Here is a 20107-nt window from a genome sequence, read left to right on the forward strand (position 1 = left end):
CTCAGCCCTCGGACACGGTGATGGCAGTGACAGGGCAGGCTCGGGCCGCCTCTCGCACCATCGCGTCCCCGCCGCCGTCCTCGCGGCCCGGCAGCAGCGTGCTGAATCCGTCGTCGTCCTGGGTGAAGACGGCCGGGGCGGCCAGGGCGCACTGGCCCGCCCCGATACAGACGTCCTTGTCGATGTCGATGTGCATGACCCTCAGCCTCTTACCAGGTCACGGGGAGTTCCAGCATCCCCTGGATCGTGTCGCCGGGTTTGAAGGGGATCTCGTCCGCCGGGACCGCCAGGCGCAAAGTCGGCAGCCTGTGGAAGAGGGTGTGCAGGGCGATCTCCAGCTCGGCGCGGGCCAGGTTCTGGCCGAGGCACTGGTGGATGCCGAAGCCGAACGCGACGTGGTGGCGGGCAGAGCGGTGCCAGTCGAGGGTGTCGGGCGCGGGGTAGACGTCCTCGTCTCGGTTGATGACCGAGGTCGCGAAGACCACGCCGTCGCCCGCCCGGATCGTCGTCCCGCCCGCCTCGATGTCCTGGGTGGCCCGGCGCAGCAGCCCGTCCGCGATCGACAGCATGCGCATCAGCTCCTCCACCGCGTCGGGCAGCAGCTTCGGATCGCCACGCAACTCGGCCAGCCGCTCGGGGTGTTGGAGGAGGGTGAAGGTGCCCAGCGAGATCATGTTGGCGGTCGTCTCGTGACCGGCGACCAGCAGGATGGTCGCGAACGCGATGACCTCCTGGCGGTCCAACTCCCCCTCGCGCAGCTGCCGGTGGACGAGTTCGTCCAGCACGCCGTCGCCCGGCTCCGCCTGCTTCTGCTTGTGGTCGATCAACTTCTCGAAGTACGCGTCGAGTTGATTGCGGGCGTCCTCCACGTCGGCGACCGCGGGGCCGCGCAGCAGCCGGCGGGACTGGCCCTCGAAGAATTCGTGGTCGGTGTAGGGGACGCCGAGCAGCGCGCAGATCACCATGGATGGCACGGGCAGCGCGAAGGCGCTCACCAGCTCGGCGGGCGGCCCCTGCGCGACCATCGCGTCGAGCCGCTCATCCACGATCCGCTGGATCTGCGGGCGCAGTTCGACGGCACGCCTGAGCGTGAAACTGGGGACCATCATCCGCCGCTGCGTGCGGTGTTTCGGGTCGTCCACGCCAAGCAGCGCAACCCTCCGGTTCTTCACCGCGCTGAACCGCTCGGTGGGCGCCGGGAAGTCGGGGTGGGTGCGGTCGGTCGACAGGCGCTGGTCGGCGAGCAGGTCGCGGGCGAGGGCGTGACCGGTGACCAGCCAGGCCGGACGGCCGTCGTAGAGCGTGATCCGGCTCAGCGGGCGGGCGGCGCGCAGGGGCTCGTAGCCGGTGGGCGGGTGGTAGGGACAGGTCCGGTCCTGGGGGAACGCGACGGGTTCCGTTTCCGTCATGGAAGACCTCGCAGACGAAGAGTGCGTCGTGCAGATCTTCATTAGATGCCCGGGGCATCTATGGGACGACATGAAGTTCGGCCAGATCGGTGGTCGGGGCAATCTGGCCGGGGATGCTCGCTCGTGCATCGCAATGCGGTGGCGGGCGGGGGAGCGGCCGTCTCCGGAATCCGGTCATGCCTCTCCCCCAGTGCCGTGCGGGCGTCTCTCGGCCTGTCCGGGATCACCCTCTTGGCGGCGCCCTCGCCGAGTTCGCGAGCCGGCAGTGGCTGCTCGCCGGGGGCGGGGCGGCGATGGGCTGAGGTCCGGCCGGTCGGCGGGGGTCGGCCGGTGACGGCGCTGCCGTCGAGTGGCTCGATCATGGCGCCGGAGGTGCGGACGGTGGTCCGGTAGGAGCCACCGGCCACCGGGTCGGCCGCCGGATCTCGCCGCGCCTGCGGCTGGATCACGTACGGGGCCGGAGCGCGGTGCGGTATGGATGAATCCTGCGCGCACCGGTGTTGTACAACGGTGCCAGTCAGCCGTAGGACTCGACGATGGGACGGATGTCATGCCTCTTGAGGGCGAGTACGAACCCAGCCCGACACAATGGGTGCGCGAGCAGGTGGAGCTGTACGAGAGCTCCGGCGGCACGAAGGGCACGACCCTGATGGACACCGGGATGCCCGTCATCGTGCTCACGACCGTGGGTGCCAAGAGCGGCAAGATCCGCAAGACGCCGCTCATGCGCGTCGAGCACGAGGGACGGTACGCCCTGGTCGCCTCGCTGGGCGGCGCGCCCAAGCACCCGGTCTGGTACCACAACGTCAAGGGAGATCCCCGCGTGGAGCTCCAGGACGGGCCGGTGAAGCAGGACATGACGGCCCGTGAGGTCACCGGCGCGGAGAAGGACGAGTGGTGGGAGCGTGCCGTGGCGGCGTATCCGCCGTATACCGACTACCAGAAGAAGACGGACCGGCAGATCCCCGTCTTCGTGCTCGAAGCGGCCACCGGAGAGAAGTGATCCGGGCCCGGGTCGGCGGCCGTCGGATCAGGCTCCCAAGCGGGCCTCAACGCGCCTTCGAACCGGTCCGAACAAAATCTTCGGCCGAGGACGCATGAACCGGATGCCCCCGGGCACCCGTGCGTCAGGCCCCGCCGCGTTCCCCCGTCGCGGCGGGGCTCTCCCGTGCCTCCTGCGCGGGCCGGTCGGTGATGTCGAGGAAGATCTGGTCGGCCTCGGACACGACGTTCGCGAGGGACCGCTTGATCCGCACGGCGACCTCCTCGACCCGCTCGCCGTCCAGGCCGGGCACCAGGTCGACACGGGCGGCCACCAGGGCCATGTCGAGGCCGGTCTTCATCGTGAACAGCGCCTCCACGCTGTCGATCTCCGGTTGCGCCTGGAGCAGCGCGCGAATCCGGGCCGCCGTCTCCGGATCGGCGGACTCCCCGATCAGCTGGTCGCGGGCCTCGCGGCCCAGGCGGTAGGCGACGAAGACGAGCAGGGCGCCGATCGCGAGCGAGGCCGACGCCTCCCACACCACCTGGCCGGTGACCATGTGCAGAGCCATGCCGGCGGCGGCCGGCGTCACGCCGAGCACCGCCGTGCCGTCCTCGGCGACGACCGTGCGCAGCGCGGCGTCGCGCATGCCTTCCCTGCCGCCCTGGCGGCGCACCTGGTGCAGGCCCCGCAGCAGTGACGCGCCTTCGGCGACTGCCCCTGTCCTGCCGGCTCACACCGTGCGGCGGGCGCGATTCGGGGAACGCGTTCATCAGGGAACACGCATCTCAGGGAGGAATCATGGGTGGCGGGGGCAACAGCACGTACGGGCTGAAGTCGTTCAAGCGGTCCAAGAGCCACTTCGCGGAGCGGATCACGGCGGACGGCCGGGACGGGTGGCCGGTGGAGGCAGGGCGTTACCGGCTGGTGGTCAGCCGTGCCTGTCCGTGGGCGAGCCGGGCGCTGGTCTCCCGCCGCCTGCTCGGTCTCGAGCATGTCCTGTCCCTTGCCGTCGCCGACCCGATCCAGGACGACCGCAGCTGGCGCTTCAGCCTGGACCCGGACGGCCGCGACCCCGTCCTCGGCATCCGCTTCCTCAGCGAGGCCTACGACAGGCGGGAGACCGGCTACCCGGGCGGCGTGAGTGTGCCCGCGATCGTCGACGTACCCAGCGGGAAGCTGGTCACCAACGACTATCAGCAGCTCACCCTCGACCTCGCCACCGAGTGGACCGCCCTGCACCGCGACGGGGCGCCGGACCTGTACCCGCACGCCCTGCGCGACGAGATCGACTCGGTGATGGCGGACGTCTACCAGGACGTCAACAACGGGGTGTACCGGGCGGGTTTCGCCACCGACCAGGAGGAGTACGAGGCCGCGTGTGCCGGTGTCTTCCGGCGGCTGGAGTTGCTGACGCCGCGTCTCGCGCGGCAGCGGTATCTCGTCGGCGGGACGATCACCGAGGCGGACATCCGGCTGTTCACCACCCTGGTCCGTTTCGACGCCGTCTACCACGGCCACTTCAAGTGCAACCGCTGGAAGCTCACGGAGAACCCGGTCCTGTGGGCGTATGTCCGCGACCTCTACCAGACGCCCGGCTTCGGTGACACCGTCGACTTCGACCACATCAAACGGCACTACTACCAGGTCCACACCGGCATCAACCCGACCCGGATCGTGCCCCTCGGGCCGGACCTGTCCGGCTGGCTGACGCCCCATCACCGGGAGGAACTGGGCGGCCGGCCGTTCGGCGACGGGACACCGCCGGGGCCCGTGCCCGCGGGCGAGGAAGTCGCGGCACAGGGGCGACCCTGACCGACCAAGGAGACAGACGTGGCCAAGGCCAAGAAGAAGAAGCTGAAACTGCCCCTCGCCTACAAGCCCCTCGGGTTCGCCATGGCCTGGGCCAGCGGAGCCCTCGCCGGGCTCGCCTTCCGCAAGACCTGGATGGCGCTGCGGCACGAGGAGGACGCGCCCGATGCCCTGGACCGGGATCGCGGCTGGGGAGAGATCCTGCTCGCCGCCGCGGTCCAGGGCGCCCTCTTCGCCGTGGTGCGCAGCGCGGTGGACCGCACCGGCGCGAAGGCCATCGAACGCTCGACCGGCGTCTGGCCGGCCGCCGACAAGGGCGGCCGGGACTGACGGCGGCCAGGACCTCTCCGGCGGATCAGGTAGTCAGCCGGAGGAACTGCGCTTGGACGCCGAGCTGATCCGCCGGACGGGCCCCAGGGGGACTCAGCCCTGCTCGGATTCCGTCGGTGTGGCGCGGCGCAGGGTGAAGGAGTGGCCGGCCGGGTCGGCGTACCCGCGTTCCTCGAAGGGGCCGGACACGTCCTTCGTCTCCAGCGGGCGTCCACCGAGCTCCACCACCTTGCGCTCCGCCGCGTCCAGGTCCGCCACCGCGAAGTCCAGATGGACCTGGAGGGAGTTCTCGGCGCGCGGCCAGCTCGGCGGTGTCGCGTTCACGTCGAGGCGGAGGGCCAGCCGGGTGCCCTCGGCGCCCCTGATCTCCACGCGGTTGAGGGTCACGCCCGTCTCCTCGGCGTCCAGCAGTTCCTTGTAGAACACGGCGAGTTTCTCGGGCTCGGCGCAGTCGAGGACCACGTAACCCGCTTCCACCAGTGGCATGTCTCCTCCGAACGGTCAGGGGCGCGGGGCTTCGTGCCTGGCCGCCCTGTACCCCACGGATATCCCGGTCCGGCCGATTCAGTCGGCGAGCAGCCACTCCCCGTCCCGCATCAGCTCGCGCCCGTCCAGCTCGTCGGCCTCGCGCCAGGCCTGAATCCGGCGCGGACGGAGGCGGAAGTACCGGTAGGGCGTGGTGAGTTGGCGCGGGTCGAAGCCCGTCTTCGCAGCGAAGAGGTCGCCCTCCTCCGTGGGCAGCTCGGCGGGGGTCAGCGAGGCGACGGTCCCCTCGACGATCACGACGTCACGGGTGAGGCCTATACCGAGGCGCGCCCTGCCGGTCGTTCTCAGGTTCCGGCCCGTGGGGCTCGAGGCCGGGGTGGCCAGCAGCAGGGTCTCGCCGTCCCAGCGGAAGGACAGCGGCACGAGATACGGCGGTCCCCCGGCACCGTCGGCGGTGGCGACCCAGGCGTCGACGTCCTGCTCGAGACGGTGCAGGGTGTCCTGCTTGCGCTGCTTCGGGGTGCGTGCGGCGGGTTCGGTCATCGTCGGTCGGGCCTCCTGGCGGACATGGTCAACTGACATGTCCAGTGTGGTCGTCAGGCCTCTTTCCGCGCCCGGATTTCCGTCAGCCGGGCCGCGGCCGCGCTCAGCAGCAGGTCCAGGGCGGCCGGGTAGGAGCTGCGGGGCATGTCGGCCACGAGGTGGCGGGCCGTCGCGGCGATGTGCGGGTGCGTGTCGGCGGGCAGCCGGGCGTAGGTCGCCCGCCACACCCCCGTCTCCGCCTCCCGGGCGGCCTTCGGCAGCGCCACGCTCGCCGAGTCGAGGGCGCCGAAGGCGAGGGCCTGGTCGACGTAGGCGTGGTAGATCCGCACCGCCTCGGCGTCGGGGAAGCCGGCATCGCGCAGCACACCGAGGATGCTCTCGACCGCCTGGATCTCGTGGGCGCGTCCGGTCACTCGGGAGGAGCTGAGGGCGGCCGCCCGGGGATGGGCGAGGGCGCCCGCGTGCATGCGCAGACCGAGGTCGCGCAGGTCGGCACGCCAGTCGCCGGTGGGGCGCCAGGTGCGCAGGGTACGGCCGATGAGCTCGTCGGCGATGGCAAGCAGCAGGTCGTCGGTGTGCCGGAAGTAGCGGTACAGCGAGCTGGGGTCGGCGCCCAGCGCGCGGCCGAGGCGGCGTACGGAGAGCGCGTCGGCGCCGTGTTCCTCGATCAGCCGGAGGGCGGTCTCGACGATGAGGGCCTCGGACAGGACGACGCCGTGTTTGGTGGGGCGTCTGCGCTGCCGGGCGGCGGGCGGGACGACGCGCTCACTCATGGACTGCCTCCTCGGGCCGGTGCCCGCACCTTATGACAACACCGTTGACCTGTTAAGCCCCCAGGCAGTTTCATGTGCGGTCACCGGGGCCTGCCAGGCCCCCAGGTGCGAGCGGAGACCCGGCCATGTCCGACCAGCCCTTCGGTGCAGATCCACCAGCGCGGCCCGCGCTGCGCAAGTCCCTCGGCGTCCTGGACGGCATCGCCATCGCGGCGTCCAGCACGGCCGCGACCACCAGCATCGGCATCGGTCTGGGTGTCACGGCCGGCGTGGTGGGCCTCCATCTCCCGGCGATCATGCTGCTCGCGTTCCTGCCGGTCCTCGGCATCGCGGGCGCCTTCTCCCGGCTGAACAAGGTGGAGCCCAACGCGGGCAACGGCTATGTCTGGGTGGGCCGTTCGCTCAGTCCGTGGCTCGGTTTCATGGTCGGCTGGGTGAACATCGTGGCGACGCTGGCGTTCCTCGCGTACACGACCGCGGTCACCGGGTCGGCGCTGATCCAGCTCGCCGGGGACGCCGGGCTGCACCGGGTGGCCGGGCTCACCCTGGACCCGGGCTCGACGGCGCAGACGACCGCGATCGGCATCGTCGTCCTCATCGCGGTCACGCTCACCGCCGTGACGGGCATCCGGACCGCGGCGCGGCTGCAGACCGGGCTGCTGGTCTTCGAGTACGTCGTCCTGATCGGGTTCTGCGGATACGGCATCGTGCACGGCCCGCACGCCTTCAGCCTGAGCTGGTTCGACCCGTTCGCCATCCCGTCGGCGTCGGCGCTCGCTCAGGGGCTGCTGCTGTCGGTGTTCTGCTTCTGGGGCTTCGAGGCCGCGTTCAGTGTCAACGAGGAGGTACGCGACCCGCGGGACGCCTCCCGTGCCGGGCTCACCACCCTCGTCACGATGCTCGCGCTGTTCCTGCTCGGCTCGGTCGCCTTCCAACGGGTCCTGTCCGAGCCGGAGTTGGCCGGGCACGGCGCTCAGGGGCTGGCGTACTTCGGGGACCGGCTGGCCTCCCAGCCGCTGGCGGCGCTCCCTCTCGTGGCGCTGATGTTCTCGGCGGTCGCCTCGCTGCAGGCCGGCGTGATTCCCACGGCCCGCGCGATGTTCGCGATGAGCCGGGACCGTACGCTCGGGCCGGTGTGGTCCAAGGTCAGCCCCCGCTACGGGACTCCCGCCGCCGGGACGCTGCTGATCGGCGCGCTGGCGACGGCGGTCGCGGCACTCGCCCTGGTCATTCCGCGGCTTGCGGACATGATCATGGCGACGGTGAGCGCCGTGGGCATCGTGGTCGCCCTGTCGTACGCACTCACGGCGCTCGCGGCGGCCGTGCGGTTCCGCTCCCTGCTGCGCGAGAACTGGCGGGAGGGTGTGCGTGCGGTGGTGCTGCCCGCTCTGAGTGCCGTGGCACTGCTCGGCCTCGGCGGGTATCTCGGCTGGTCCTTCTACACCTCGGCCGACCATCTCGAACTCCGCGCGGACAACGGCTGGTTCCTGCTGCTCACTCCCCTGGTGATGATCGTGTCGGGCTTCGTGGCCGCCGCGTGGGCCAAGTGGGTGCGCAGGTCGCCGTACTTCCGCACGGGCGAGGCCACGGACGCCGACGCCCCCCAACTGCTCCCGACCCCCCACTAGGAAAAGGACCATGCACGCAGATCTCCTCTTCACCGGCGGCCCCGTCCTCACCCCCGAGGGCCGCACCGCGACCGCCGTGGCCGTCACCGGCGACCGCATCACCGCCGTCGGGCACGACGAGGTGCGCGACCTCGCCGGGCCGCGGACCCAAGTGGTCGACCTGGCCGGGCGGTTGCTGCTGCCGGGCTTCCAGGACGCGCATGTCCATCCGGTGCCGGCGGGCCTGGAACTCACCCAGTGCGACCTGACCGGGATCAGGACGGCCCAGGAGACGGTCGCCGCCGTCCGCGCGTACGCCGCCGCGCACCCGGAGCGGGAGTGGATCACCGGCGGCGGCTGGTCCATGGAGGCCTTCGAGGGCGGCACGCCGACGAAGGAGCTGCTGGACGCGGTCGTCCCCGACCGGCCGGTCTATCTGCCCAACCGCGACCACCACGGCGCCTGGGTCAACAGCCGTGCCCTGGAGCTGGCGGGCATCGACCGGGACACGCCGGATCCGGCCGACGGGCGGATCGAGCGCGACGCGGCGGGTGAGCCGAGCGGCACGCTGCAGGAGGGGGCCATGCAACTCGTCGGGCGCCTGACGCCCCCGGCCACCGCGGCCGACCGGCTGGCGGCGCTGCTGCACGCGCAGCGCCATCTGCACGCGCTCGGCATCACGGCCTGGCAGGACGCGCTCGTCGGGGACTTCCTCGGAATGGAGGACCCTGCGCAGGCCTATCTGGCGGCCGCCCGCGACGGTTCGCTGACCGCGCGGGTCCGCGGCGCGCTGTGGTGGGACCGCGAGCGCGGGGCCGAGCAGATTCCCGAACTCGTCGAGAAGCGGGCCGCGTTGAGCCACGGCCGATTCCGGGCGGGCACCGTCAAGCTGATGCTGGACGGGGTCGCCGAGAACGGCACCGCCGCACTGCTCGACCCGTATCTGGACCGGTGCGGCTGTGCCACCGCCAACCGCGGCAAGAGCTTCATCGACTCGGACCAACTCCCCAAGTACGTCACCGAGTTGGACGCGCTCGGCTTCCAGTGCCACTTCCATGCGCTGGGCGACCGGGCCGTACGCGACGCCCTGGACGCAATCGAGGCCGCACGGGCGGCGAACGGGCCGAGCGACACCCGGCCGCATCTGGCGCACCTTCAGGTCGTGCACCCCGAGGACGTGCCGCGCTTCGCCCGGCTCGGCGCCACGGCGAACATCCAGCCGTTGTGGGCCGCGCACGAACCGCAGATGGACGAGCTGACGATTCCCTTCCTGGGATCCCAACGGGCCTCGTGGCAGTACCCGTTCGGGGGCCTGCTGCGCTCCGGCGCCATGCTGGCGGCCGGCAGCGACTGGCCGGTCAGCAGCCCGGACCCGCTCCAGGGCATCCATGTCGCGGTCAACCGCGTCGAGCCCGGCGCCGACGGCGCCCCGGTCTTCCTGCCCGCCGAACGCATCGGTCTCACCGAGGCGTTGACCGCCTACACGGCCGGATCGGCGTACGTGAACCACCTCGACGACACCGGACGGATCCAGGTGGGTGCGCTGGCGGATCTCGTGATGCTGGACCGCGATCCGTTCGACGGGCCGACCGAGGCGATCGCGGAGACGGGTGTGGCCCTGACGTACGTGGGAGGGGAGGCAGTGTACGCAGCTCAAGAGGCGTAGGCAGTAACGGACATCACGGTGAGGTCACGCGTAGATCATTTACGCTCTGGGCAGTCTCCTACCGCTTCTCGGTTCAACTTTCGGCCACAGAAGCTGAGTTCGAGTGCTCGGGTGGTCATTTCGGCCACCCGTTCGCAGGGCCGGGGGGGGCTCTGTCTGGCCGTCTCCCGGAAGGAAGCGCATGCCTCACGACGTCACGTTCGACCTCCCCATCGACATCCCCGTCAGCAGACATCACCTACCCACCGGCCTCGGCCGACGACATGGTCGTCCTGATGAGCCGGTTCTCCCACCCATGCAGCAGATGGTCCGGACGTCCCCGGGCAGGCTCCCGCTGATCGGGCATACGGGGCGGCCGGCGGTGGATCCTCCGGCCTTGCCGGAGCAGCAGCGCACCTCGGATCAGGTCGTCGCGCGACGCCTGACGGGCCGCGAGTGCCTCCTGATCAACACGGCTGAGGCGGCGACGCAGGTACTCGTCTTGTAGCAGGAGTGCTTCGACAAGGGCGGGCCGTTCATGGAAGGCCGGCGGTGTCGAGGATGAACCTGCCGTGGCCGAGCGGCTCTCCGCGTTCGAGAACCGAGCGGGCACGGGGCAGTTCGACCTCTCCAGGGCAGGTGGGCGATCCGCTCCACTTCGTCGGCCGTCAACGCAGCAGTCGTGACCCTCGCGGTCGTTCGCGGCAGGAGCCCGAGCCGGTCGCGTGCGTCCGGCTGTTCGGCGAGGCCGTCGCCCAAGGTGCAGAAGTTTCTCGGACACGACCGGCCCACCACCGCGGTCGATCGATTCCGTTGCCAGAACCACAGCTTGATGGGAGACCCGTGTGAAATCTCGAATCGTAGGTGCTGTTCCGAAGGCGTCCGCCGACAGCCTGCTCCCGGCGCAGCCTGGCGCCCAGCTCCAGCCCACGGAGGCGGGGAACGCCCTGGCCCGCCTCTTGTTGGAACGCATCAACGGGAGCACGGAGCAGTACCGAAAAAGCCAGAACGCCGCTCGGCAGCGGCTGGACGCACTCGGATCCCCCCACTCCGGCACCACGGTGCCTGTCGAGGGAGCCCTCCATCTGGCGCGGCCCGCATTCCTCCCGCCCGACGAGGATGGCTACGCCAGGTTGAGGCACCTCGACACCAGCCTGCGCATGATCGAAGCGGCCTTCCCCCAAGTCAGCACCGACATCGAGGTCTGCCGGCTGACCTGCATGATGCTGGAAGGGGCCTGGAGGAGCCGGGCACATACCCCGCCGCGCGAGGAGGCGCAGACAACCGTCTGCGCCTGCCCTCTGTGCCGTCGGCTGCCCACACCCCCCGCACGCACGCTGGGTGACTACCGTTGGCGGCAGAGCGCCGGTCGTCCCCTCACCGTCAAGACCTGGCCGGGCCGCCGGGAACTCGACAGCGTCCTGACCGGTGGATGGTCCTGGACCCGGCAGATGAACGACCTCGAACGAGATCTTGGCCACCGTCACCGCTTCGAGGACGACATCCTCGTCTTCCACGAATACAAACGCGTGGTCGACACCATCGATACAACGCGCCTCACCCAACACGTCGAAAGCCGCTTGGCCGAGAATTTCAGTACCAACAGCGCACGGGCCCTGGTCAGCGGACTCTTCGCAGCCCACAAGCGATCCGTCGACGAGTACTGGCTCCAACAGCACGACGCGGGCAACGTCGTGCTCCCCCAGACCAACCCACTCGACCAGAGCACCTACTCAATCCTGCAGATGCTGGACTGCCTGTTCTGGCACGTCTCACCCGACACCGAACTCTGGCAGGAGGAACACCTCGCCTCCCTGCTGCTGTGCCGCGTCATCGACGACATGGCAGACGTACGAGCCGACGCCCTCACCGGCGAGATCAGCAACTTCTGGCTCGCCGAAATGCCCACCCACACCAAGGCCCTCTACTCCGCCTGCGCCATAGCCCTCGTCAAGTGGGGCTGTATGCCCGAGGCGCACACGGCGATGTGGAACACCTGGCTGATGACCACCACCATCGTCTGGATGGGGCTCACGGGCCGCCACGCCCTGTGGTTCGACGGCATCACCCAAGGCCTCCCCCCGGCCGAAGGGTGCCCGCTCTGCGACCTGCAGCCCAACGCGTGCGCCGGCATCCTCACCCACGGCACCACCCTCACCATCGCCCCGCGGCCCACCACACCGGCACTGAGCCCCCGGAGCGCCGAGCTGTCCGCACGCTGCCGAGCCCAATACCCCCGCACATGGCCCCTCTTCGACGCCGAGCTCCATGCCTTCGAAGCACTGCACGGCCCCTGGTACGGCAACATCGACAGCGCATGGGAGATCTTGCGCCGCACCTACATCGCCGGCGTGGAGGCATCCAGCGCCGCACCGTCTGCGGACCGCGCTCGTCAGGTCCAACAGGACGCCGGCGTAGTCGGATCCGAAAGGTTCTACGCCCTGCACGACCCTCAAACCGGGAGGGAGGACACCGCACTGCTCGCCTACATGTTCGCCTGCGCCCACCCGCATTTCCTCTGGAACGCGACGGGATACCGTCCCACGAGCGTCGCAGGCGACTGGCTCGACGGCTGACGCCTCAATCCTGTTCCCGGTCTCGCCTCGGCCGCGCTGACCGGGCGGGGCTCGGTGGACGACCTGCCGGCCGGGTGAGGAGACGGCGCTGCCCGGCCGGGTGTCCGGCCGGGCAGCGGTGGTGTCAGACGGAGAACTCGACCGGCAGGCTGTCGAGCCGGGACTCCCAGGTGGAGGCGGTCGAGGAGAGCTCCTCCGACGGCACGGCCAGGCGCAGGCCCGGCAGCCGGTGCAGCAGGACGTCCACGCCGATCTCGATGATGGACTGGCCGATGTTCTGCCCCGGGCACTCGTGCGGTCCTGCGCTGAACGCCAGGTGCGACTGGTTGCCCTGCACGGCGACGGCCGAGTCGGGCCGTACCTCCGGGTCGAGATTGCCGGCGGCCAGGCCCAGGACGAGCAGTTCTCCCTCCTGGATGTGATGGCCTCCGAGCTCCAGGTCGGCGGCCGCGAACCGGCCCGGCAGCACGGCCAGCGGCGGGGTGTCCCACATGATCTCCTCCACCACCGAGGAGATGTTCAGCTGCCCGCTGACCAGACCGGACAGCCGGGCAGGGTCGGTGAGTACCAGTTGCAGGACCCGGGCCAGCAGGTTGCTGGTGGTGGTGTGCGCGGCGATCAGCACCAGGCGCAGATGGCTGACGACCTCGTCGTGGTCGAGGCCGGCCGGGTGCTCCAGCAGGGCCGTGGCGAAGTCGGAGCCCGGCTCGGCCCGCTTGCGCTCGGCGAGTTCCGCGAGGATCTGGATGATCCGGTCGTTGTGCTCGAGGGCGTCCTCGCCGCCCTTGAAGACCTGGGCGCACGACTCGGCCAGCCGTCGCCCGTCCGCCGCGGGAAGGCCCAGGATCCGGGTGAGCACGAGCATCGGCAGGTGCTCGGCGTAGTCGGCCACCAGGTCGGCACGCCCGGCGTCGGCGAACACGTCGATCTGCTTGTTCGCGAAGTACGTGGCGTGTCGCCGCACGCCACGGCTGGACGCCGCGAGCAGACCGTCGGTGACCGCGCCGCGCAGCCGGCGGTGCGGTTCGCCGTCCTGGGAGACGCAGTCGGGCCGCCAGCCGACCATCGGGATCAACGGGTGCGTCTCGGAAACACGCCCCTCCCGCCAGTCCCGCCAGATCCGCGCGTCCCGGCTGAACTGGCGCGGGTTGTCCAGCACCCGCCGGTTGTCGCGGTAGCCGAGGACCAGCCAGGCGGGGACGTCGCCCTCGAGCAGCACCGGCGCCACGGACCCGTGCTCCTTGCGCAGCCGTTCGTAGATGCCGAGCGGGTCGGTCGACGCCTCCGGCCCGAACAGCCGGGTGAGGTCGGCCCCGTGGGCGACCGGGCAGCCGCTCGGGACGTCGGGACCGTTTAAGGGCTGGTCGTTCATCGAGACTCCAGAGCGACGGCGGAGCGGTCCTTCAGGTGGTGGATCAGCGCGACGAGCACGTCACGGCTGGCGGCCCGGTCGCGGGCGTCGCAGGCCACGACCGGGATGTGTTCGGGGATGTCGAGGGCGTCGCGGATCTCCTCGACCGGATAGTCCTTGGAGTCGGGGAAGACGTTCAGCGCGACGACGAACGGGACGTTCTGCCGCTCCATCTCCTCGATCGCCCGGAAGCTGGAGGCCAGTCGCCGGGTGTCGACGAGGACCACCGCGCCGAGCGCTCCCTTGAACAGGCCGTTCCACAGGAACCAGAAGCGCTCCTGTCCGGGTGTGCCGAACAGGTACAGCATGAGGCTGTCGTTGAGGCTGATCTTGCCGAAGTCCAGGCTGACGGTGGTCTCCGTCTTGTCGGCGACGCCGATGAGGTGGTCGACGTCCGCACTTGCCTGGGTGAGCGTCTCCTCGGTGGTGAGCGGCTTGATGTCGCTGACCGAGCGGACCATGGTGGTCTTCCCGGTGCCGAAACCGCCCGCGATCATCACCTTCACCGAGCGGGTGCCGCCGGCCGCCGGGCGGCCGGGATGGTCAAAGCCGTTCAAGTCCACTGAGTACCTCCTCAAGGAGCGCGAGGTCGGGCCCGCGGCCGGCGCCGTGCGCCGGGATGGGGTCACGGGCTTCGACGCGGCCTGCCTCGAGCAGATCCGCCAGCAGCACCGCGAGAATGTTGAAGGGCAGTCCGAGGTGGGCGCCGAGTTCGGCCACCGACAGCGGATCGCGGCAGCGCCGGACGATGTCCTCGTGCTCGTGCTGCATGCCCGGAACGGGGGCGGTCACGGAGACGATGAGGGTCGCCACGTCGAGACTCGACGCCGAACCGCCCGGTCCGCTGCGTCCCCCCGTGAGGACGTAGTAGCGCTCGAGACCGGACGGGTCCGTGGGCGGGCGGGGAGCACTCATCCAGAGTGCTCCTCCAGGCGAGGAGTGGTGCCGAGGAGCTCACCCATCCTGCGGGCCAGATCCCTCATCTGGTGTCCGAGCAGCCCCTGGTCGAGGCCTTCGCGGGCAAGGACGCCGAGATACGTCTCCACACCGGCGCGTACGACGAAGAGATGGCCGCCGTCGACCTCGATCATCGCCAGCCGCAGCTGCCCCGCGTACTTGGGGAACTGCTCGGCGACCGGCTGGGCCAGGGCCTGCAGACCCGCGACGACGGCGGCGAACCGGTCCACGTCGTCGGGGTCTTCGGCGCCAAAGGAGGTGATGGCCTTGCCGTCGCTTGAGGCCACGAGGGCGAAGCGGATCTCCGGGATGGACTCCACCAGATCACGGAGCGCCCAGCTCACGTCGGTTCCCTGTTGCGTCATGTGGACTAGTCGCTCTCTTCAGTGCGGTGCTCGGTGGACTCGTGCCCGGCAGGGGCCGTGTCCTCCGTGGTGGACTCCTCGCCGAACGCGCGGCCTGCGGTGGCGAAGGCTGCCAGGCCGGTGAACGAGGCGTCCGGCGGGACGGCGGAGACCACGGTCTCCTCGCTCCGCTCGGCGCGCTCGACCGGCTGGTGGCGCACCGCGCCCTCGCCCTCGCTCCGTTTGCTGCGGCGCCGGGGCAGTCCGCCGGGCGTCGTGTCCACCGTCTCGTCGGGCACGTCCACCGGCTCGGCCGAGACCTGCGTACGCGCCGGGGCGGGCGCGGCCGGCTGCGTCACCGGAGTCGCCGCGGTGGCCGAGGCGGCCGCGGGCAACGGGCTGAAGTACTTGTGCGGGACAACGATCACCACCGAGGTACCGAGCCAGGGCGAGTCCGCGAAGGTGACGCGGATGCCGTAGCGGCGGGCGAGGGCGCCGACGACGCGCAGACCGATGTTGGCGTCCTCCGAGATGCCGCCGATGCCCGGTCCGGCCACGGTGCCGGTGAGGGCCTCCTCGGCCTCGCGCTTCTTCTCCTCGCTCAGGCCCTTGCCGGAGTCCTGGATCTCGATGCCGACGCCGTTGGGCACCTCCTTGCCGGAGACGAGCACGGGCTCGCTGGGCGGCGAGTAGCGGGCCGCGTTGTCCAGCAGCTGCGAGAAGATCAGCGTGAGGTGGTCCACCAGACCGCCGTCGACGCCGAGTTCGGGCAACTGACGGACCTCGATGCGAGGGAAGTCCTTGATCCGGCCGATACCGCCACGCACCACGCTGAGCAGCCGCTGCGGCTCCTGCCACTGCCGGCCGGGCCGGTCCGAGCCGCCGAGCACACCGATGCTCGCGGCGAGCGAGTCGGCGGGGCCGAGCTCCTGGTCCAGCTCCATCAGACCGCGGGCGACGGCCGGCAGCCGGCCGTGCTCGCCCTGCATCTCGTGCAGCCGGCCACGGAGCTTGCTGGTCAGCACGTGAATACGGTTGCCGATGCTGATGACGGCCTGTTCGGCGGAGGTCGAGCGGTTGAACTCCTCCTCGACACCGATCAGGGCGGTGCGCAGCACCTTGCGCAGTTCGGCCTGCAGGTCGGCGCTGACCTTGGCGCACTGGTTCGCCTCGGGCAGCAGGTCGTCGATGGCGTCACCGGCGCGCAACTGCTTGAGCGCGTCGGGCAGCTGCTCGTTCGCGAGCCGGGCCACCGCGGCGTGCTGGTGGGTGAGCTGCTCCTGCCAGACCTCGGCCCGGTCGGTCAGCTGAGCCTCGTACGACGTGGCCTGGTCGGAGAGCCGAGCCTCGAAGGCACGCGCCTGTTCCGTGATCTGGGCCTCGAACGTCGAGGTCTGCTCCGCCAGTTGGGCCTCGTACGCACCGGACTGCTCGGTGAGCTGTGCCTCGAGGGAGCCGCGCTCGGCGGTGAACTTCCGCTCCAGGCCCGCGACATGCTGCTGCCACTGCTGCGAGTGCTCGGCCTGCGTGGTGCGGAAGGAGCCCTCGGAGCGGCTCAACTGCGAGCGGGTGCGGATCAGCAGCCGTACGCAGACGGCGCTTGCGGCCGTGGCCGCGACGCCCGCGACACCGGCGGCTATTCGCTCGGAGCTCATGAACGTGGCGGCAACCGTCCCGCCTCCTAAAGCCAGTGGCATCAACCACCAGCTGTACCAGGCGACAGGGGCCCGCGCCGCCGGCGGCGGAGTGGCGAGTTCCATCTGCATCCTTAACAAGCAACACGTTCGAACAGGGGAGTGTGCAAGGGGGGAGCACATCGATGCATGACGCACCACGAGACGACCGATCGCGATCGAGTCAACTCGCAGCGCCGAACGGGAGCTTATCGGGTTTGAACCCCAAAGGATCAACCGTGACCACGGTCGGAAGTGAGGATTCCGTCACGCTCAGCCAACAGCCCACACATCGACAAATACCTTTGCGGACCTGCGAACTTGTCATGTGGTGACAATTGGTACGCCCATGGCTGTCCGCCGTTGATAAGCCCCGGCGGATTACCCACGGGTATCGTCGCGGCCGTGCCGAAGAGAGCCGCTGTTCCGGTCGACGAGCCGCGCGGTCCGTTCAACGCGTTGCCGACTGGCCTGCACTGCGCTACCGCATGCGCCGGCTGGACGACCTGTTCGGCGGCCAACTGCACGATCCGGCAGTGCAGTTCGAGATGCAGCTCGCCCTGCGCGCACAGGAGCTGCGCCGGGACGCCACGGATGCTGCTGCGGGGTGAGCAGCATCGGCGCCCGGCACCGATGGTATTTCCTGGACACCTGTCCAGCTATAGTGGACACCTGTCCAGGAAATTGTCCTCAACGAATTCGGAGCTCGACATGGAGACGGTCGCGAATGTGCTGGTCGGTCTGGTGGCCGCCCTGCACGCCTACATCCTGGTGATGGAGATGTTCCTGTGGCAGAAGAAGCCCGGGCGGGCGCTGCACGGGTTCGACCGGGAGATGGCGCGGGCGACCGCCCCGATGGCCGCCAACCAGGGGCTCTACAACGGCTTTCTCGCGGCCGGTCTGATCTGGGGTCTGATCGCGGCGGACCCGACCGGGTTCCGCGCCCAGGTGTTCTTCCTGTGCTGCGTCGTGATCGCGGGTGTCTACGGCGCCGTGACGGCCAACCGCCGCATTCTGTTCGCGCAGGCACTGCCCGGCGCGCTCGCCCTGGCCGCGGTCCTGATCGCGCAGTGACCCGCCCCGCGCCGGAGGACCCGCGGGCCGCACGCACCCGGGCGCGACTGCGGGAGGCCCTGCTCGCCGAGTGTGCGGAGCGGCCGCTCGCGGAGGTGGGCGTGGCCGCGCTGGTGCGCCGCGCCCGGGTCGGGCGGGCCACTTTCTACGTCCACTACGCCGATCTGGAGGCGGTGGCGGTCGACGCCTGCGCGGACGTCGTACGGGAGGCCGTGGAGGCGCTGCACTCCTGGACCGGCCGGCCCGACCCGGTGCACGCGCCGCCCGCGCTCGCCGCGTTCTTCGCCTCGCTCGCCCCACACGCAGGCCTGTACCGCGAACTGCTGACCCCGGGCGGCGGCGGCCCGCTCGGCCGGGTGCTGCACCGGGATCTGCGGGCCTACAGCCTCCGCGAGCGCGAACGTGCGGGCGCGGCGGACGCACCACTGGTCGCGTCGGCCGTGGCCGCGACCTTCGCCGGTGTGCTGGCCGACTGGCTGCACGGGCTCCTCGATGGCGATGCCGCTCAAATCGCCGACGAGGTATGGCAGTTGCTGGTCGCCCTGCACGCGAGCCGGTGACGGTTCACGCGCAGCCCATGCCCTCGCTCACCAGCGGCCAGGCCTCGACGCCGTGGGATGTGCGGACGTAGGCCTTGCCCGGATCGTCCGTCAGCCACAACCGCCGGTCCTGGTAGCGATATCCGGTGTCGTGGGCGCTCGCCGGCATCCGGACGTCGCCGTCGTACGGGGAGGTGAGCATGCCCTCCGGGAGCACTCCGTCCGGATCGCGGGCGTACAGCTTGCCCTTCTTGCCCTCCCCCAGCGACAGGAAGTGCGCCTTCTGCCAGTCGCAGTGTTCCGGGCCGACGCTGCTGTTCACCTTGGTGATCGGCACCCGCTCGCCGTGCCGGTCGGTCCAGATCTCGTACCACTGCTTGTCGGTGAAGCTCGCCGGCAGTTCGGACGGGTCGCAGGACGCGCTGGACTCCGGGCCCCAACCGGGCCTGTTCTTCCGGTCCTTGGCGACGATGACGGCGACCTTGGTCCTGCCGCCCACGTCGAAGGAGTACAGGACGCGATCGGCCTCCTCGCGCTCCACGCGGTAGCCGTAACGGGGGACGTCGGGCTGCTCGATGTCGAAGTACGCCTTGAGCCCCTCCTTCGGCGTCGCGCCTCCGTCGCCCTGGCTCCACGGGTCGCTCCCACCGCCCGAGTAGATCTCCCCGTCGCACTCCAGCGCCCGGCCGGCGGCGCCCGACTCGATGCGTGTGGCCCGCGCGCTGTCCTCGTCGAGGTTCTTCGCGGGCACGTGCAGCGGTCCGCTGTACGGCGCGGCCGGAGCCGTTCCCGCGACGACGAGGTCCTGGCCCTTCTCCGTGCCGCACGCCACCGCCGCCGCCGCGACCAGCACTGTCGTCCCCACGAGTCTCCCGCGCATGCCCCCACCCCTGTTCCGCTCGCTGCCTTCCGGTCCTTCGACGCGGCGGCGGCACGGAACGTTCGCGCCTAGTCGGCGGCCGTCTGGAACGTACGGCGGTAGGCCTGCGGCGAGACCCCGATCGCGGCGTGCAGATGCTGTCGGAGCGAGGCTCCGGTGGCGAAGCCGACATGGCCGGCGATCCGGTCGACGGACAGGTCGCTGGACTCCAGCAGGTGCCGGGCACGGGCCACGCGCTGCTGGATCAGCCAGCGGCCGGGACTGAGACCGACCTCCTCGTTGAAGCGGCGGGCGAAGGTGCGCAGGCTCATCCGGGCATGGCCGGCGAGGTCGGCCAGTGTGAGCGGCTCGTCGAGGTGTTCCAGGGCCCACGCGCGCGTGGCGGCCGTGCCCGCGGCGCCGCTCTCGGGGACGGGCTGCTCGATGTACTGCGCCTGGCCGCCGTCCCGGAACGGGGGTACGACGCAGCGGCGGGCCACCGTGTTGGCCAGTTCGCTGCCGTGGTCGGTGCGGACGATGTGCAGGCAGACGTCGACACCGGAGGCGGCGCCGGCCGAGGTGAGGATCCGGCCGTCGTGGACGAAGAGCACGTCGGGATCGAGGTCGACCTGCGGGTACACGCGCCGGAACGCGTTGGCCACCTGCCAGTGCGTGGTGGCCTTCCGGCCGTCGAGGAGGCCCGCCGCGGCGAGGACGAAGGCGGCGGTGCAGATGGAGACGATCCGGGCGTCCGGGCGGATCTGGGCAAGCGCGGCGACGACCTCCGCGGACAGTTCGGTGGGGATGTGCGAGGGCGTCATGGACGCGACCACCACGGTGTCGGCCGTCGTCAGGATCTCGGGACCGTGCTCGACGCCGACCGTGAAGTCGGTGCTGGTGCGCACCGGTTGGCCGTCGACGGTGCAGGTCAGCACCTCGTACCGGCCGTCGGCCGCGCCGAAGATTCGGCTGGGGATGCCCAGCTCGAAGGGGTACACGCCGTCCAGGGCCAGCACCACGACCCGTTCCACATGCCGTTCCTCGCTCATGGCACGATCCTATCGAAGGTTGACCATCGTGCCATTTT

21 protein-coding genes and 1 pseudogene are annotated in these 20107 nt (G+C 70.5%); 9 read left to right on the plus strand and 13 right to left on the minus strand.

Features of this window, described 5'->3' with window-relative positions; genetic code table 11:
• Position 1 precedes the first annotated feature (1 nt).
• A complete protein-coding gene (locus tag OG303_RS05670; RefSeq protein ID WP_405865358.1) occupies positions 2-196 on the minus strand; it encodes a ferredoxin in 195 nt (64 codons plus the stop codon).
• Positions 197-209: 13 nt separating this feature from the next.
• A complete protein-coding gene (locus tag OG303_RS05675) occupies positions 210-1409 on the minus strand; it encodes a cytochrome P450 (RefSeq protein WP_405865360.1) in 1200 nt (399 codons plus the stop codon).
• Between the two features lie 550 nt (positions 1410-1959).
• Here OG303_RS05675 and OG303_RS05680 point away from each other — a divergent pair.
• On the plus strand, positions 1960-2412 hold the full coding sequence (locus tag OG303_RS05680; RefSeq protein ID WP_405865362.1) for a nitroreductase family deazaflavin-dependent oxidoreductase: 453 nt from the start codon (positions 1960-1962) through the stop codon (positions 2410-2412).
• Positions 2413-2536: 124 nt separating this feature from the next.
• Here the strand turns inward: OG303_RS05680 and OG303_RS05685 are convergent.
• Positions 2537-3106 (minus strand): annotated as a pseudogene (locus OG303_RS05685) (cation diffusion facilitator family transporter); the annotation flags it as partial.
• Positions 3107-3192: 86 nt separating this feature from the next.
• Here OG303_RS05685 and OG303_RS05690 point away from each other — a divergent pair.
• The gene (locus OG303_RS05690) at positions 3193-4206 is read left to right on the plus strand and encodes a glutathione S-transferase family protein (RefSeq protein ID WP_405865364.1); all 1014 of its coding nucleotides are present in this window, start codon (positions 3193-3195) and stop codon (positions 4204-4206) included.
• A gap of 18 nt (positions 4207-4224) precedes the next feature.
• Positions 4225-4533, plus strand: coding sequence for a DUF4235 domain-containing protein (locus OG303_RS05695; protein WP_405865366.1), 309 nt, complete (start codon positions 4225-4227; stop codon positions 4531-4533).
• Positions 4534-4626: 93 nt separating this feature from the next.
• Here OG303_RS05695 and OG303_RS05700 read toward each other — a convergent pair whose 3' ends face one another.
• From OG303_RS05700 to OG303_RS05710, 3 genes are all read right to left on the minus strand, one after another.
• Positions 4627-5019, minus strand: a complete 393-nt coding sequence (locus tag OG303_RS05700; RefSeq protein WP_405865367.1) for a VOC family protein — start codon at positions 5017-5019, stop codon at positions 4627-4629.
• Between the two features lie 78 nt (positions 5020-5097).
• Positions 5098-5562 carry a pyridoxamine 5'-phosphate oxidase family protein gene (locus OG303_RS05705; protein ID WP_405865369.1) on the minus strand — a complete coding sequence of 155 codons (465 nt, stop codon included), beginning with the start codon at positions 5560-5562 and terminating at the stop codon, positions 5098-5100.
• Between the two features lie 53 nt (positions 5563-5615).
• The gene (locus OG303_RS05710; protein ID WP_405865371.1) at positions 5616-6335 is read right to left on the minus strand and encodes a TetR/AcrR family transcriptional regulator; all 720 of its coding nucleotides are present in this window, start codon (positions 6333-6335) and stop codon (positions 5616-5618) included.
• 125 nt (positions 6336-6460) lie between these two features.
• Here OG303_RS05710 and OG303_RS05715 point away from each other — a divergent pair, with 125 nt between their 5' ends.
• The 3 genes from OG303_RS05715 (at position 6461) to OG303_RS05725 (ending at position 12163) form a co-directional block, all read left to right on the plus strand.
• Positions 6461-7963 (plus strand): APC family permease, encoded by a 1503-nt coding sequence (locus tag OG303_RS05715; RefSeq protein ID WP_405865373.1) that lies wholly within the window; start codon positions 6461-6463, stop codon positions 7961-7963.
• A gap of 10 nt (positions 7964-7973) precedes the next feature.
• Entirely contained in the window at positions 7974-9608 is a 1635-nt protein-coding gene (locus tag OG303_RS05720; RefSeq protein WP_405865375.1) for an amidohydrolase, read from the plus strand.
• An 824-nt stretch (positions 9609-10432) separates the two neighbouring features.
• On the plus strand, positions 10433-12163 hold the full coding sequence (locus tag OG303_RS05725; protein ID WP_405865377.1) for a hypothetical protein: 1731 nt from the start codon (positions 10433-10435) through the stop codon (positions 12161-12163).
• A 124-nt stretch (positions 12164-12287) separates the two neighbouring features.
• Here OG303_RS05725 and OG303_RS05730 read toward each other — a convergent pair whose 3' ends face one another.
• From OG303_RS05730 to OG303_RS05750, 5 genes are read right to left on the minus strand one after another with little or no spacing between them, the layout of a single operon-like run.
• Entirely contained in the window at positions 12288-13535 is a 1248-nt protein-coding gene (locus tag OG303_RS05730) for a cytochrome P450 (RefSeq protein ID WP_405865379.1), read from the minus strand.
• Positions 13532-14137 (minus strand): GTP-binding protein, encoded by a 606-nt coding sequence (locus OG303_RS05735; protein ID WP_405865381.1) that lies wholly within the window; start codon positions 14135-14137, stop codon positions 13532-13534. The genes OG303_RS05730 and OG303_RS05735 overlap by 4 nt, the downstream gene beginning before the upstream one ends.
• Positions 14118-14489 carry a DUF742 domain-containing protein gene (locus tag OG303_RS05740; protein ID WP_405865383.1) on the minus strand — a complete coding sequence of 124 codons (372 nt, stop codon included), beginning with the start codon at positions 14487-14489 and terminating at the stop codon, positions 14118-14120. The genes OG303_RS05735 and OG303_RS05740 overlap by 20 nt, the downstream gene beginning before the upstream one ends.
• Complete coding sequence (locus OG303_RS05745) at positions 14486-14896, minus strand: roadblock/LC7 domain-containing protein (RefSeq protein ID WP_030043913.1); 411 nt, start codon at positions 14894-14896, stop codon at positions 14486-14488. Before OG303_RS05745 ends, OG303_RS05740 begins: the two co-directional genes overlap by 4 nt.
• Positions 14897-14901: 5 nt before the next feature.
• Positions 14902-16635: an ATP-binding protein gene (locus tag OG303_RS05750; RefSeq protein WP_405865385.1), complete on the minus strand. Its 1734-nt coding sequence runs from the start codon at positions 16633-16635 to the stop codon at positions 14902-14904.
• A 401-nt stretch (positions 16636-17036) separates the two neighbouring features.
• Between OG303_RS05750 and OG303_RS05755 the strand changes: the two genes are divergently transcribed.
• The 3 genes from OG303_RS05755 to OG303_RS05765 all read left to right on the plus strand — a co-directional run bounded on the left by OG303_RS05755 (position 17037) and on the right by OG303_RS05765 (position 18182).
• Positions 17037-17159, plus strand: a complete 123-nt coding sequence (locus OG303_RS05755; RefSeq protein ID WP_405865387.1) for a hypothetical protein — start codon at positions 17037-17039, stop codon at positions 17157-17159.
• Between the two features lie 100 nt (positions 17160-17259).
• Complete coding sequence (locus OG303_RS05760) at positions 17260-17622, plus strand: DUF1304 domain-containing protein (RefSeq protein ID WP_405865389.1); 363 nt, start codon at positions 17260-17262, stop codon at positions 17620-17622.
• Positions 17619-18182, plus strand: a complete 564-nt coding sequence (locus OG303_RS05765; protein WP_405865391.1) for a TetR/AcrR family transcriptional regulator — start codon at positions 17619-17621, stop codon at positions 18180-18182. Before OG303_RS05760 ends, OG303_RS05765 begins: the two co-directional genes overlap by 4 nt.
• 4 nt (positions 18183-18186) lie before the next feature.
• Here the strand turns inward: OG303_RS05765 and OG303_RS05770 are convergent, their stop codons facing one another.
• Together OG303_RS05770 and OG303_RS05775 are read right to left on the minus strand one after the other, a co-directional pair.
• Positions 18187-19041 carry a hypothetical protein gene (locus OG303_RS05770; protein ID WP_405865392.1) on the minus strand — a complete coding sequence of 285 codons (855 nt, stop codon included), beginning with the start codon at positions 19039-19041 and terminating at the stop codon, positions 18187-18189.
• Positions 19042-19109: 68 nt separating this feature from the next.
• Positions 19110-20069, minus strand: a complete 960-nt coding sequence (locus OG303_RS05775) for a GlxA family transcriptional regulator (protein WP_405865394.1) — start codon at positions 20067-20069, stop codon at positions 19110-19112.
• Positions 20070-20107: the final 38 nt, after the last annotated feature.

This window comes from Streptomyces sp. NBC_00005 (genome assembly GCF_045160215.1).
Taxonomy (GTDB): domain Bacteria; phylum Actinomycetota; class Actinomycetes; order Streptomycetales; family Streptomycetaceae; genus Streptomyces.

Coding starts and splice junctions, on each gene's coding strand:
- OG303_RS05705 (WP_405865369.1), bottom strand. CDS start 5,562: ATGACCGAACCCGCCGCACGCACCCCGAAGCAGCGCAAGCAGGACACC.
- OG303_RS05700 (WP_405865367.1), bottom strand. CDS start 5,019: ATGCCACTGGTGGAAGCGGGTTACGTGGTCCTCGACTGCGCCGAGCCC.
- OG303_RS05745 (WP_030043913.1), bottom strand. CDS start 14,896: ATGACGCAACAGGGAACCGACGTGAGCTGGGCGCTCCGTGATCTGGTG.
- OG303_RS05675 (WP_405865360.1), bottom strand. CDS start 1,409: ATGACGGAAACGGAACCCGTCGCGTTCCCCCAGGACCGGACCTGTCCC.
- OG303_RS05775 (WP_405865394.1), bottom strand. CDS start 20,069: ATGAGCGAGGAACGGCATGTGGAACGGGTCGTGGTGCTGGCCCTGGAC.
- OG303_RS05720 (WP_405865375.1), top strand. CDS start 7,974: ATGCACGCAGATCTCCTCTTCACCGGCGGCCCCGTCCTCACCCCCGAG.
- OG303_RS05670 (WP_405865358.1), bottom strand. CDS start 196: ATGCACATCGACATCGACAAGGACGTCTGTATCGGGGCGGGCCAGTGC.
- OG303_RS05760 (WP_405865389.1), top strand. CDS start 17,260: ATGGAGACGGTCGCGAATGTGCTGGTCGGTCTGGTGGCCGCCCTGCAC.
- OG303_RS05755 (WP_405865387.1), top strand. CDS start 17,037: ATGCGCCGGCTGGACGACCTGTTCGGCGGCCAACTGCACGATCCGGCA.
- OG303_RS05690 (WP_405865364.1), top strand. CDS start 3,193: ATGGGTGGCGGGGGCAACAGCACGTACGGGCTGAAGTCGTTCAAGCGG.
- OG303_RS05750 (WP_405865385.1), bottom strand. CDS start 16,635: ATGGAACTCGCCACTCCGCCGCCGGCGGCGCGGGCCCCTGTCGCCTGG.
- OG303_RS05710 (WP_405865371.1), bottom strand. CDS start 6,335: ATGAGTGAGCGCGTCGTCCCGCCCGCCGCCCGGCAGCGCAGACGCCCC.
- OG303_RS05740 (WP_405865383.1), bottom strand. CDS start 14,489: ATGAGTGCTCCCCGCCCGCCCACGGACCCGTCCGGTCTCGAGCGCTAC.
- OG303_RS05715 (WP_405865373.1), top strand. CDS start 6,461: ATGTCCGACCAGCCCTTCGGTGCAGATCCACCAGCGCGGCCCGCGCTG.
- OG303_RS05770 (WP_405865392.1), bottom strand. CDS start 19,041: ATGCGCGGGAGACTCGTGGGGACGACAGTGCTGGTCGCGGCGGCGGCG.
- OG303_RS05680 (WP_405865362.1), top strand. CDS start 1,960: ATGCCTCTTGAGGGCGAGTACGAACCCAGCCCGACACAATGGGTGCGC.
- OG303_RS05730 (WP_405865379.1), bottom strand. CDS start 13,535: ATGAACGACCAGCCCTTAAACGGTCCCGACGTCCCGAGCGGCTGCCCG.